Source organism: Achromobacter seleniivolatilans (genome assembly GCF_030864005.1).
GTDB classification, from domain to species: domain Bacteria; phylum Pseudomonadota; class Gammaproteobacteria; order Burkholderiales; family Burkholderiaceae_B; genus Achromobacter; species Achromobacter seleniivolatilans.
Genome location: NZ_CP132976.1, coordinates 230,382 through 243,165 on the forward strand (window position 1 = coordinate 230,382; position 12,784 = coordinate 243,165).

A 12,784-nucleotide genomic window follows, 5' to 3' on the forward strand; every position below is an offset into this window, starting at 1 on the left:
GGCATAAGAATCAGCAGGGAGGAAGACAATGGCTTCAGGATTCAATCAAAAAAACAAGCAGTGTTCGCTAGCCGAGCTGGCCGCGCTGGTGCCCAATGGCGCGTCGATGGCGTTGGGCGGCAGCTTTTTGCATCGTGGCCCGTTTGCGTTCGTGCGCGAACTGATCCGTCAGGGCAAGCGCGACCTGGAATTGATCAAGCAATCGCCGGGTTACGACGTGGACATTCTGTGCCGCGCCGGTGTGCTGCGCCGTGTGCGCGCGGGCATCGTGGCGATGGAAGGAAACTTCGGTCTGGCGCCCTGGTACCGGCGTGCCGTGGAGCGTCATGAAATAGAGCTGGAAGAGCACGCGTGCGCCAGCCTTACCGCTGGCTTGAGGGCTGCCGCCTTTGGCGTGCCGTTTCAGCCTTGCGGCGGCCTGCATGGCAGCGGCCTGCCGGAACTGAATGGCTGGCAGTGCCTGGACGACCCCTACGGCAGCGGACAGAAGACCTGGGTGGTTCCGGCCATCCGGCCGGACTTCACCGTGATCCAGGCGTCTGAAGTGGACGCATTGGGCAACGTGCGCGTGCATGGCACGGCGCACTGGGACCGCATCATGTCGCGGGCCGCAGGCAGCGTGCTGGTGGTGGCCGAGAAGGTCGTGGATTCGGCAGTGTTCGAAGCGCAGCCCGAATCGACCCTGGTGCCGTACTTCATGGTGCAGGCGTTTGCGGTGGTGCCGCAGGGCGCGTGGCCGGGATCTTGCTGGCCGGATTACGCCATCGACTATCCGGCGGTGGAAGGCTACATGGATAAGAACAGCGATCTGCAAGCGCACATGGCCGCCGCGCCCGAAGCGCAGGGGGTAAATCATGGCTGAACAATGGTCGGGCTTTTCGTACATCGTCACCAATCTGGCGCGCTTTATCCGGCCAGATGAAATTACCTTCAGTGGCGTGAACTCCACGATGCCGATGCTGGCGTGCCTGCTCGCCAAGCGCGCGTACGACTGGGATTTCGTCTACATCAACGTGGCAGGCGGCGTGAATCCGCGGCCGTCCCATATCCCGATTTCAAGCTCTGATCCGGTACTGGCCGAGCATACGGCGTCGATCTTCTCGAACGAAGACTTCTACGACCTGTGCACGCGCGGCCGCATGGACCTGACCTTTCTGGGGGCGGCGCAGATCGATGGCGCGGGGTGCGCCAACAATTCCTGCATTGGCGATTGGCATGAACCCAAAGTCCGCCTGCCGGGCGGCGGCGGCGGGGCGGTCATGTTGCCCACGGCCAAACGCGCGTGCACCTGGCGCACCGAGCATTCGCGCCGGACGTTCGTCTCGAAGTTGGACTTCATGACGTCCTGGGGTGGTTTCCACGGCGTAGTGACGCCGATCGGCGTGTTCATCAAGCGCGACGGCCGGCTGGCTTTGCAATCCTGGCATCCCGAATCCAGCTTGGAGGAAGTTCGTGCGCGCACAGGTTTCGAGTTTGACGCCACGGGCGCTGGTCCGACAGAACCGCCGACAGCAGCAGAAGGTCGCGCTTTGCGCGAGTTGGATGCCGACGGACAGTTTGAGCGCGACGCAGCTGTCGCGCTGCGCTAGGAGACCGCCATGACGATTGCCGATGCCACGTTGGTGGCGGCTTGCGCGCGCTTGTGGACCCAGCCGCAATGGGCAGCGCGGCCCGCCATCGTGACCGCAGACCAGACTCTGAGTTACGCCGAACTGCATCGCCACGTAGGTCAGATGGCAGCAGGGCTGCGGGCGTCCGGCGTGGCGTCTGGCGACTACGTTGCCGTGGCGATGGAGCGTTCGCTGGCGCAGGTGCTGGCTATTTTGGGCGTGATGGCCGCAGGCGCTTGCCCATGTCCGTTGGAACCGCGTCTTTCCATTGAAGAAACGGCGCGCCGTGTGACGGCGGTGGGTCTGACCTGGATGTTGTTTGACGAAGTAAACGCGGTCACTGCGCAGGCCTGCGGGCTTGCGCCTGCGCGCTTGCTGCGTGCCGGGCAGGTGGCTCATGACGAGCCGGATTGGGCGGGCAGTGATGTCGCGCCGACGTCGCCCGGGCTATTGCTGTTTACCTCGGGCAGCACGGGCAACCCCAAAGGCGTGTTGTTAAGCCATTTGGGGCTGATGAACAATGCGCGTGGCGTGCTTGCGCATACCGGGCTGACGCCGGATGACAGGCTGCTGCATGTGATGCCGCTGCATCACACCAATGCGTTGAACAATCAGATCTTCACGCCGTTGCTGGCGGGCGCTTGCGTGGCGCTGGCAGGGCGGTTCCGGGCAGAGGATATGCCGGGCTTGTTGCGCGCATTCCAGCCGACCATCATCACCGGCGTGCCCACGATGTATGCCCGCATGCTGGAATTGGAGTTTGATCCGGCAAGCCTTGCGGGCCTGCGTTTTGCACGTTGCGGATCGGCGCCGATCACCGAGGCTTTGCATCGGCGCATCGAAGACTTTCTGGGTTGCCCGCTCGTCGTGTCTTACGGTTTATCGGAAGCGACCTGCACATCCACGATGAATCCGCCAAGTGCGCGGCGCATCGGTACGGTGGGCACGGTGTTGGCCGGACAGCTTGTGACGTTGCGGCTGCCGGACGGCAGTGAGGCGCCCGCAGGCGGCGAGGGCGAGATCTGCATCGCGGGTGACAGCCTGATGATGCGTTATCTGGGCGTGGACAACGCGGCGGCTTCTGCTACGTCGCAATTGCGTACGGGAGACCTGGGGCGCTTTGACGCACAGGGGTACCTGAGTATCACCGGCCGAATCAAGGATGTGATCATCCGTGGCGGTGAAAATCTCTCGCCTGCCTTGATCGAAGGCGTGGTGACAGGCCTGCCCGGTGTGGCCGCGTGTTGCGTAGTGGGCGCGCCTGACGACGACCTGGGTGAAGTGCCGGTGATCTTCGTGCAACGCGCCGCAGATGCCGCGCCAGATGCCGCGGGCATACAGGCCGAGGTGCTCGCGCGCCTGGGCCGGATCTATGTGCCGCGAGATGTATTGTGGATGGACCGTTTGCCCGAGAACGCCGTGGGTAAGGTGGACCGCAAGGCGTTGGCGCAACAGGTTGCGGCCAAAGCGCGGCCGCACGCGAGCGCGTAGCCGTCAGACTCTACGACTGGCCGCGCAGCCGGGCGAGTTCGGCAGACAACTCTGCCACCAGCGCCTGGGCGCGCGCCAGCGGGTCTTGGCCCTCTGGCGCCGGTTCCACCGCGGCTGGTGCGTCCTGCAGGCGGGGGTGCACGCTTTCGTGGCCCATGCTGACGTCCACGTCGAACACCAGTTGTTCGGCGCGATGCCATGTCGTGAACCATTCCAGCGGGTGGCCATGCTGGTCCATACCCTGGCCTTGCAGCATCAGCAGCGGAGTGCCGGTGGTGGTGTCCAATAAGCCGGCCAGTCTTTCGTCGGCGGCAACCGCCCGGATCTGATTGCGGCCGGCGCCGGGGCGCAGACCGAATTGCCGGGTAAGCACGCCATGCAGGGAGGCGTTTGTCAGGTGTTCGGCGCGCAGACCTGGCACGGCGTCAGCGGGCAGCCAGGTGCGCACGTAGGCCAGCGGCGCATCCGCCACATGCCGCAGACGCTCCAGCATCAGCAAACGGGTCGTGCCGAAGAACTCGGCGACGTCGGCGGGCGGTTCAGCGCGGGCAAACGCCAGCACGCGGGTCTGGAGGCTGACGCCAGACTGCGCGAACTGCTCGTAGAGCCCGGTGGACCGTTGCACCAGCCGCCGGTGTTCCTGCGGCGCCAATACGGTAGCGGGACGGCCGGTTTCGCGTTGGATCAGCCCTTCGGCGGCCAGGGCCGCCAACGCCTGGCGTACCACGCTGCGCGCAACGCCAAAGCGTTCACACAGCGCGGCCTCGCTGGGCAGCACGGCGCCTGCCGCCAGCTTGTTTGATCGGACATAACCCCGCAATAACGTAGCCACCTGGGCATGCAGCGGGATATCGCCAGTGCGATCAAGCGTGGGCAGTGCGTCGTGAGTGGCGGGCGCCATGGAAATCAACCTCCGGTTTGTGCCCGCGCAGTTTCCCACACATGCGTCCAGCCTGGGGCCAGATGCGCGGCGCGCTCGGCGGCCAGGATCAAGCTGTCTTCACGCGCGATGCCCTTGCCGGCGATGTCGAAGGCAGTGCCGTGATCCACCGAGACGCGCACAACAGGCAGCCCCACGGTGATATTCACGCCATCGTCGCCGTAAACCGCCTTGAAAGGCGCGTGGCCCTGGTCGTGGTAACAGGCGATCACGAACTGCCACTTGCCGCGCACGGCTTGCGGGAACAAGGCATCCGCGGGAATCGGGCCGGCGGCCAGGATGCCTGCGGCATTGGCTTCGGCGACGGCTGGCGCCAGGATGTCAGCGTCTTCGCTGCCGAAGATGCCGTTTTCGCCTGCATGCGGGTTCAGGCCCGACACGGCAACGGGCTGGTCGCCACGGCCCAGGGCTTTGGCGAATGATCCGGCCAGACGCAGCACCGCGCGCATGCGCGCAGGCGTCAGATCTTCAATGGCCTGGCGCAGCGACACGTGGGTCGTGGCGTGGAAGATGTACAGATCGCCGGCAGACAGCACCAGCGAAAACGTCTTGACGCCAAACTCGTGGGCCAGCAGTTCTGTGTGACCCGGCCACTTGTGGCCGGCAGCATGCATGGCGGCCTTGTTCAGCGGCGCGGTGACGATGCCGTCTACCTCGCCCGCGCGCGCCAGGGCGCAGGCCGTGGTCACGAAACGCACGGAACCGTCGCCGGCATCGGCGCTGATTTCACCGAGCTTCACATGGGCCAGCGACGGGCCGGCCTGCAGCACCTCAATCGTGCCGGGCGTGTTGGTGGTGTCGGCAGCGCGGTCCAGCTTGCGCACGATGGCGGGATCGCCACCCAGGCTGCGAACGGCGTTGACCATCACGTCCACGTCGCCCACGACCAGCAGGCGGGCCTTCTGGCGCAGTTCGTTGTGGCCCATCAGCATCTTGGCCGTGATTTCCGGCCCGATGCCCGCCACGTCGCCCAGAGTGACCGCCAGCAGGGGCAGCTTGTTGGCTTGGGGTTGTGTCATCGCTTGAATCTCCTGTCGCGGATCGCGCGCACGGCGCGAACCAATACGTCTTCGGTGCCAAAGCCGCCGGCCTTGGTCACCACAGGCAGGCCTGCGGCCTTGCCTCCGGTCAGCGTGCCCAAGGGCACGCCGCCCATCACTTCATCTACCAGAGCGATGCCGCTGGCGTCGAGCGCCACCAGCACGCTGCGCGCACCGTCGCCACCCGTGGCGACGACGCCGGCCGCGCGCGAGCTTGCAATCAATTGCGCGGCCAGGCTGCCCAGACGGTTGGCGACCGTCTCGGAGTCCAGGCCGTCCAGCTGTCCTTCAGGCGCCAGCAGCAGTACCGTGCCCGCTTCGCGGGGGGCTTGCGCATGTGACAACAGCAGAGGCTGCGTCCAGGCCTGCCAGGCCGCGTCATCGGCCAATTGGGCCAATGAGGGCGTCCAGGTGTCGGCGCCCGAGGCTTGCAGCGCAGCGGCTTGTGCGCGTGCCGCGCTGTGCTGCGAGGTCACCACAACCACGACAGGCGCGGTCTGATCCGCGCCGGCCCACACGCGGGCCAGCGGCACGGCCAGTCCGCCAGCACCAACCGGCAGGGCGCGTTCGCCCAGCAGGCCAATGGCGCGTGCCAGCCGCTCCAGGTCGGCGTCGGTCGCGGCATCGACCACCACCGTATTGCCGGCCTGCATGATGCGTGCCGCCAGGGATTCCGGCGTGTCGCTGGCCAGCGGCGCGACATGCGCGCACGCCAGCAGTGTGGGGATATGGCTTTCCGTCACGGGCGTGACCGGATCGGTTGCGGCAGAGGTCTGGGTGACCGGTTTGCCGTCCACGTACAGGATGCCCTGTTCAACGGTGCGTCCGGTTGCCGGAAAGGCGGGGCAAATGACCGCCACCGTGTCCGGACCCCAGGTGTCGCGCGCTGCGTCGATCTCGGCCTTGAATGCGCCGCGCAAGGTGGAATCCACCTTTTTGTACAGACGGGATACGCCGGCCGCGCGCAACTGCTCCACATTCAGGCGGATGACCTCGGCGGCTTCGGCAGCAGGCATTGCGCGGCTATTGGTCGTCACGGCCAGCACTTCGACGCCATCCGTGGCCGGGCCCGACAGCGCTTCGTCAGCGCCGCCGATGGACAGGTGAGTGCTCCAGCCAGCGCGGACGAACTGCACCGCGGTGTCACCGGAACCGGTCAGATCATCGGCAACGATGGCGATGGCGGGATTCAAAGGGCTTCTCCGCGCGCTTCACTTAAACCAGCGGGCACGCTTGCGTCTTCGGATTTGAGTTCACCGGCCCGTTTAAGGAAATACGAGGCCAGCACGGGCGCCAGAATAGAACTGATCAGCACGCAGGCTGCGACTTGCGCGGTGGCGGTGGCCACGTACTGCTGGAAGTTGGGGTCGGCCGCCGCCACGACTGCGGGGGTGGCGATGGCGTTGCCTGCCGTTGTGCCGGCTGCAAACCCCAGGCCGCTCTTGCCGCCACGGCGCAGAATCATACGATAGCCCAGGTAGACCAGACCGCCCGTGATGGGGCTGATGACCAGACCCAGAATCAGGCCGCTGATGCCGCCGCTGACGACCGAGCTCAGGTTGATGCCGGTGCCCAGCGCAAATGCGAAAAACGGAATGACGATGTTGGGCACGGGCTTGAGCACGTCGCGCCACTTCGGGTCCATATTGCCCACGACAACGCCCAGCAGGAAGGGCACCAGGGCTGCCACCAGAGCAATCATGGGAATGTCGGCCATGCCGGAGGCGCCCAGGAACAGCAGGCTGAAGAATGGGCCGTCATTGACCGCGCTGGCGACATACGCGCCGCGATCACGGGCATCGCCGTATTGGCCGGTATAGGCCAGCCAGAGGCCGCCGTTGCTGTTGTCGAATGCCGCCAGCATCGCCAGGATCGAGATGCCGTAGATGCCGTCCAGGCCGACATAGCTGCCCAGGATGATGATCAGGGTGGCGGGCACAATCGTTTTCATCAGCAGAATCGTGCCTGCCGTGGCCAGGATGGGGCCGCCGGTGCGGGTGTTGACCTGCGTTCCGGTCGCGAAGATCAGCAACGCGATCAGCGGCATGGCGCTGTTCTTGAACAAGGCGGTGGTGAAGCCGCCGATGGTCAGCGCATCAGGCGCGAAGGTGCCGATCAGGGAACCCAGGATCAGCGGCACGAGCATCAATCCACCGGGGATTTTTTGCATCGCGCCAAAAAAAGGCGAACGGGAAGTAGCGGTCGACACTTGGAGAAGTCTCCAGGATGGTTCTGGTGGATTGCAGACGTTCGTTGACGCGTCTGTCAGTTGGGGTTGAAAACCGAGAGTGTACACCTGTACGTACAGCATGTACGTACAGGGTATTCACGCAGAGGCGCCGCATTAAAAACGTTCGCGATATGGTTGACGTTCAGCGCGTAGCGTCATGGGCCGTTGACGTAGCTGACCATGGTGGTTCAAAGCGCAGGCTTCAGCACCATCAGGAAGTACACCGCCACCATGGCCAGGAATGCTGGATAACCCAGACGCTCCCACCACAGTGCAAAGCGCCAGTAGCGCGCGGGGAGTGCCTTTGCGCCTGCGCCGTGAGCGGTGGCGGCCATCTTGGCCATTTCGTACTGGAGCCACACCACCGGCAGCCAGCACACTCCCGCCAGCAGATACAACCCGATCGACACGCTGACCCACGGGGTGGTCCATTGCCAGCCTGCGGCATGTGCCAGCCACAATCCGGACAGGGGCTGGAACACGACGGCCGGCGTGGTGAACCACAGATCCGCACGGACCACCAGTTTCGAGACGGCGGCAATCGCTGGGATGGAGCCGGTGCGGTTGGCAAAGAACAGATAGAACGCCGTGCCGAAGCCAGTGCCCACCAGCAGTACCGACGACAGGATGTGCAGGGTCTTGACCGTCAGATATAGGTTCATGGCTTGGGTTCCTCGGTAAGCAGAATGAGTAAAAGCGCGGCGACCGCGGCGTTTTTCAGGACCGGGCCGAACGGATGCAGCAGGAACTCGGGCAAGGCCACGGCGATCACCGCCGTATACGCGAGCACCAGCCCGAGTTGTGCGGCCCACAGGCGCCTGCCGGGCCACCAGAGCGTGGCGATCCCCAGTGCGAAATCCAGCGCGGCAGCCAGGTACAAGGCCGTCCGCGCGGCAGCGCCATGCAGGCCAACCGGTTCAAGCAAGGCCAGGCTGCCGGCCACTGGATAGAGAAAGGCGCTGCACACGGCCGTCCACAGCCAGATCAGCGCCAGTGCGCCACGCGCGAGGCCAGGCCGCCACGCAGCCAGCGCTTGATGGCGCAGGGGCAGCGCATCGGCTGCGCCGATGAAGGATTCGATGCCAGAGGGCGGCCGTCCCAGCGCACGGGCCGTCGTCGCGGCATCGGCCGTATTGCCGGCGCGCAGCATCTTCCAGGTGTCGCGCGTCAACAAAGAACCCGGTAGCCGGTTCAACAATACGGCGCCGCCCGACACCAGCCATGCCGGTACTGGCACCTGCCAGGCGGGCGCGAAACCCATCGACTGCCGGTAGACCGCCAACATCTGGCGGAACGCGATCTCCGTGCCGCCAACCAGGTCCAACACGGCCGGAGCGTTGGCATCGCCGCGCAAAAGATTGACGACGATCTCGGCCAGCTCGTCCACCAGCATCGGACGCAGCAACTGACGCCCGCCACTTGGCAGCAAATGCACCGGCACCGTTGCCAGGGCGCGGAAGAATCGGGCTGACGCGCCTTGCACGCCGTAGATCAACGCTGGCCGCAGGATGTGGTGCGCGATGGGCAGTGACTTCAGGTGCTCATCGGCGGCACGCTTGCTCTGAAAATAGGGCGTCTCGCCATGCTCGGCGCCTAGCGCCGACAGTTGCACGATGCCCCGCACCCCGGCCCGCTGGGCGGCGTCGAACAAGGCGATAGGCGCGCGCCGATGGACCTGGTCAAAGGTTGCGCCAGCCCCTTCGACCAGAATGCCGACTGCGTTGATCACTACATGGATGCCGCGCAGCCGATCTATCCAGGCGGCCGGGTCGGTGTCTGCCATGTAGTCAATGGCGACCTCGTTCGGCCTGGTCGCCACCCTGACGCCTTTCAATACCCGATGGCCGTCACGCTCCAGTGCTGCGCAGAAGGCTTGGCCGATAAAACCGTTGGCGCCGCAAACCAGAATGTTCATGCCGTTGCCTCCACTGCTTACGTCGTTCATGGCTTTCTTTTATTTCTGCAATTTCTGTATAGACAGAAATTAATGGCCAAAAAAAGGGGCGCGCCTTTCGGCTCGCCCGGGGAATTTACGGTTTGGTGCGCCGCATGGTCTTGCTGATCCTTGCGCCCATGCCCAGCGTCTTCATCAGTGTCTCGGGCTTCATGCGCAGCATCTCGTCAGACCAGGTGGTCAGGATTTCCAGGAACTCCAGCGTCTCGCGCACGCGCTGTTCGGTGGCGCGGCTTTCGTTGTCAATTTCCGGGCTGGCCAGACTGTCGCGCAGCATGGTCAGCGTAGGATCGATTTCGCGTTGCCGGCGCCCTTCGACGATCAGCTTGAACAGTTCCCAGATATCGGTGGACGTTTCAAAGTGGTCGCGGCGGTCTTCCATGACGTGTACCACCCGGGCCAGACGCCAGGACTGCAATTCCTTGAGGCTGTTGCTGACATTCGAGCGCGCAACACCCAGGGTTTCGGCGATTTCTTCAGCGGGAACGGGGCGGCCAAGCAAGTAGAGCAGGGCGTGGATCTGGGCGACCGTGCGGTTCACGCCCCAGCGCGAACCCATTTCGCCCCAGTGCAGGATGAATCGTTCGGCGATCGGAGTCAGTTTCATGGAGCCAATGTAGGAGGTTTCTGTTATTTCTGTCAAGACAGAAATAACAGAAACCTTCACTGCCTATGAATGCCCAGATCAGGCTTGAGCCCGCGGCCGGGTTTCCGCTTCCGCCGCTTGCTGCGCGGCGGGCTTGAGCTCGCGCCGTAAAATCTTGCCCACGTTGGTGCGCGGCAAGTCATCACGGAACTCGACGTAGCGCGGCACTTTGTAGCCGGTCAGTTGCGTGCGGCAATGGGCGATCAACGTCTCGGCGTCCAGCCCCGGATCTTTGCGGATGACATAGAGTTTGACGGCCTCGCCGGAGCGTTCGTCGGGCACGCCGACCGCCGCCACTTCGCGCACGCCCGGATGCAACGCGGCGACGTCCTCGACCTCGTTCGGGTACACGTTGAAACCCGAGACCAGAATCATGTCTTTCTTGCGGTCGACCAGAAACACATAACCGGTCTCGTCGACATAACCGATATCGCCGGTGCGCAGGAAGCCGTCGGGATACATGACCAGTGCTGTTTCATCGGGACGGTTCCAATAGCCCCGCGTGACCTGTGGCCCGCGCACGCAGATCTCGCCGCTTTCGCCGATGCCTAGCTCGCGGCCGTCGTCATCGCGGATGGATAGCTCGGTGGACGGTACGGGCAATCCGATGGAGCCGGTGAAGACCTTTACGTCCAGATGGTTGATCGTGACCGCAGGCGAGGTCTCGGTCAGCCCATAAGCCTGAGCGATCGATATGCCGGTCACGGCGCGCCAGCGGTCGGCCACCGAGCGCTGCACCGCCATGCCGCCGCCCATCGTCAGGCGCAGACGCGAGAAATCCAGCCGCGCGAAATCGGCGTTATTCAGCATGGCGTTGAAAAGCGTATTCACGCCAGTGAAGGCGGAAAATGGCACCTTGCCCATCTCTTTTACCAGCGAGGGAATGTCGCGCGGATTCAGGATGAGCAGGTTGCTTGCCCCCAGCTTCATGAAGGTCAGGCAGTTCGCCGTCAGCGCAAAGATGTGATACAGCGGCAAGGCTGTCACGATGCACTCTTCGCCATCTTTTACGAGCGGCCGGACCCAGGTATAGGCCTGGGTAACGTTTGCCACCAGATTGCCGTGCGAGAGCATGGCGGCCTTGGCCACGCCGGTTGTGCCGCCTGTGTATTGCAGGCAGGCCAGATCGTCGGGCGTGAGCGGGACATCGGTGAATGGCATGGCGCTCGCCGCGCGCAAGGCATCGCGCAGGCGGATGGCGCCGGGCAGGGACCATGCCGGCACCAGCCGCTTGATGCGTCGAACCACAAAGTCCACCAGACGGCCCTTGACCGGACCCAGCATGTCGCCGATGGACGTGACCAGCACGCGTTCGATTGCCGTCTGAGGCAAGGCTTTTTCTACGGTGGCCGCGAAGTTGTCCGCGACCACAATCGCGCGCGCTCCCGAGTCGGCCAGCTGGTGTTCAAGCTCGTGAGCGGTGTAGAGCGGGTTGCAATTGACCACGATGCAGCCGGCGCGAAGCGCGCCGAACAGGCAGACGGGGTATTGCAACAGGTTGGGCATCATCAGCGCGATACGGTCGCCGTGACGGAATCCATTGGCGTGCAGCCATGCCGCAAAGCTGCGCGTCAATACATCCAGCTCGGCGTAGGTGATCGCCCGTCCCATGCTGATATACGCGGTCTTGTCCGGAAAGCGCCGGCAGCTTTCCTGGACGATAGAGACGAGCGTCGTGACGCCGTCCATCTCGATCTCTGCGGGAACGCCATAGGGGTAGCTCTTTTGCCAGATTCGTTCCATCTTTGTGGGATTCCGCCTAGTTGCCCAACAGGGCTTTCTTGAGGGAGGTCTGAGCCGGGTTGTCGCCCAGCCAGACGCGCAGCAACGCGCGTGCGAATTCGGGGCTGTCGATGCGGCCCCGCTGCTTGCCGTTCGCGGTGATGGTGACGCCACGGGCGTCAAAATCAAGATCGACCACATCGCCCTCCTTGGCAGTGCCGATGTCCGCCATCAGACGGGATAAGCGATCTGCCGGATCTTTCAGCGCAGCAAGCTCCTGCTTGGGCGTATTGTCGCGCAATCCCTCTTGCAGTGCGCCGTCCAGGCTTTTGCTGTCTACATCGCGCAGCAATTGCAGACGGATACGGCGGGGTTCCGTGCTGTTGATCAATGCCGCCGCATCGCTGCTTTTGACGGTGGTGTAGAGCGCAGCCACATAGACTTTCACGACGAATTTTGTGCGCAGACCGGCGCCATTAAGCGTCAGCGCGCGCCCGCCTTCCGAAAGCTGTTCAGGCACCCGCACGCCGGCAAGTTCCATGTCGGCGGCAATCACGGGTGCGCCCGCCAGGGTGGCGGCAAGAATGAGGCTCAGGGCGGCGGTTCGCCCTCCAGAGATGCAAGGCATTTGTCTCCTCCTGTGTTCTTTTGCTTGTAGAACTTTTTGTCAGCGATATAGATCGTGCGTTCCACGACGGCATACACCACGCCGTCTTTGTCCTTCAATTCCACCGTGTAAGTCCTGGTGGTCTCGTGGTCGCGCGCCAGAATCTCGCGGATGTCCGCGATCTCTCCTGGCGGCAGCCGGAAGTCCACGTACAAGGTCGTGTAGGCAGGCTTGCGAAACCGGATCGACGCCGCCTTGTCCCAGACGATGTGGTCTGCGCCCAGGGCGGACATCAGCATCGTGGGATGGGCGCCGTCCGTCACGGCGAACAGCGACCCGCCATACATCGATCCCACAATATTGCGGGTGCGCCGAAGCAAAGGCAGCTTGATGCGGATGTGCTGGAAGTCCGGCGACACATGCATCACCCGGCCGCCCGTGGCGCGAAACGCCGGATGCAGGTTGAACCCCACCCGCATCAGGCGCGCCCGCCAGGCGGGCGACAGGTTCTTGAACCAATAGGGTTTCACGCTGCGGCTGCCAG

General features: G+C 64.1%; 13 protein-coding genes. 3 read left to right on the forward strand and 10 right to left on the reverse strand.

Going from position 1 to position 12,784, the window contains the following annotated elements:
• Positions 1-28: 28 nt before the first annotated feature.
• The 3 genes from RAS12_RS01095 to RAS12_RS01105 are packed head-to-tail and all read left to right on the forward strand — an operon-like array spanning position 29 to position 3,101.
• The gene (locus tag RAS12_RS01095; RefSeq protein ID WP_306944634.1) at positions 29-862 is read left to right on the forward strand and encodes a CoA transferase subunit A; all 834 of its coding nucleotides are present in this window, start codon (positions 29-31) and stop codon (positions 860-862) included.
• Positions 855-1,589, forward strand: a complete 735-nt coding sequence (locus RAS12_RS01100) for a CoA-transferase subunit beta (RefSeq protein ID WP_306944637.1) — start codon at positions 855-857, stop codon at positions 1,587-1,589. The genes RAS12_RS01095 and RAS12_RS01100 overlap by 8 nt, the downstream gene beginning before the upstream one ends.
• Before the next feature lie 9 nt (positions 1,590-1,598).
• A complete protein-coding gene (locus RAS12_RS01105; protein ID WP_306944639.1) occupies positions 1,599-3,101 on the forward strand; it encodes a class I adenylate-forming enzyme family protein in 1,503 nt (500 codons plus the stop codon).
• Positions 3,102-3,111: 10 nt separating this feature from the next.
• On the opposite strand, the gene RAS12_RS01110 is transcribed toward RAS12_RS01105, so the two are convergent.
• From RAS12_RS01110 to RAS12_RS01155, 10 genes are all read right to left on the reverse strand, one after another.
• Complete coding sequence (locus tag RAS12_RS01110; RefSeq protein WP_306944641.1) at positions 3,112-4,002, reverse strand: GntR family transcriptional regulator; 891 nt, start codon at positions 4,000-4,002, stop codon at positions 3,112-3,114.
• A 5-nt stretch (positions 4,003-4,007) separates the two neighbouring features.
• Positions 4,008-5,060, reverse strand: coding sequence for a 4-hydroxythreonine-4-phosphate dehydrogenase PdxA (pdxA, locus tag RAS12_RS01115; RefSeq protein WP_306944644.1), 1,053 nt, complete (start codon positions 5,058-5,060; stop codon positions 4,008-4,010).
• Complete coding sequence (dtnK, locus tag RAS12_RS01120; RefSeq protein ID WP_306944646.1) at positions 5,057-6,274, reverse strand: D-threonate kinase; 1,218 nt, start codon at positions 6,272-6,274, stop codon at positions 5,057-5,059. The genes pdxA and dtnK overlap by 4 nt, the downstream gene beginning before the upstream one ends.
• Positions 6,271-7,290: a 2-keto-3-deoxygluconate permease gene (locus tag RAS12_RS01125; protein ID WP_306944648.1), complete on the reverse strand. Its 1,020-nt coding sequence runs from the start codon at positions 7,288-7,290 to the stop codon at positions 6,271-6,273. Before RAS12_RS01125 ends, dtnK begins: the two co-directional genes overlap by 4 nt.
• Positions 7,291-7,499: 209 nt before the next feature.
• Positions 7,500-7,973, reverse strand: a complete 474-nt coding sequence (locus tag RAS12_RS01130; RefSeq protein ID WP_306944649.1) for a DUF2269 family protein — start codon at positions 7,971-7,973, stop codon at positions 7,500-7,502.
• Complete coding sequence (locus RAS12_RS01135; RefSeq protein WP_306951709.1) at positions 7,970-9,226, reverse strand: SDR family oxidoreductase; 1,257 nt, start codon at positions 9,224-9,226, stop codon at positions 7,970-7,972. Before RAS12_RS01135 ends, RAS12_RS01130 begins: the two co-directional genes overlap by 4 nt.
• 115 nt (positions 9,227-9,341) lie before the next feature.
• Complete coding sequence (locus RAS12_RS01140; protein WP_306944651.1) at positions 9,342-9,872, reverse strand: GbsR/MarR family transcriptional regulator; 531 nt, start codon at positions 9,870-9,872, stop codon at positions 9,342-9,344.
• 78 nt (positions 9,873-9,950) lie between these two features.
• Complete coding sequence (locus RAS12_RS01145) at positions 9,951-11,654, reverse strand: AMP-binding protein (RefSeq protein ID WP_306944652.1); 1,704 nt, start codon at positions 11,652-11,654, stop codon at positions 9,951-9,953.
• 16 nt (positions 11,655-11,670) lie between these two features.
• Entirely contained in the window at positions 11,671-12,261 is a 591-nt protein-coding gene (locus tag RAS12_RS01150) for a chalcone isomerase family protein (RefSeq protein ID WP_306944655.1), read from the reverse strand.
• On the reverse strand, positions 12,225-12,770 hold the full coding sequence (locus RAS12_RS01155; protein WP_306944656.1) for a DUF4442 domain-containing protein: 546 nt from the start codon (positions 12,768-12,770) through the stop codon (positions 12,225-12,227). The genes RAS12_RS01150 and RAS12_RS01155 overlap by 37 nt, the downstream gene beginning before the upstream one ends.
• Positions 12,771-12,784 lie beyond the last annotated feature (14 nt).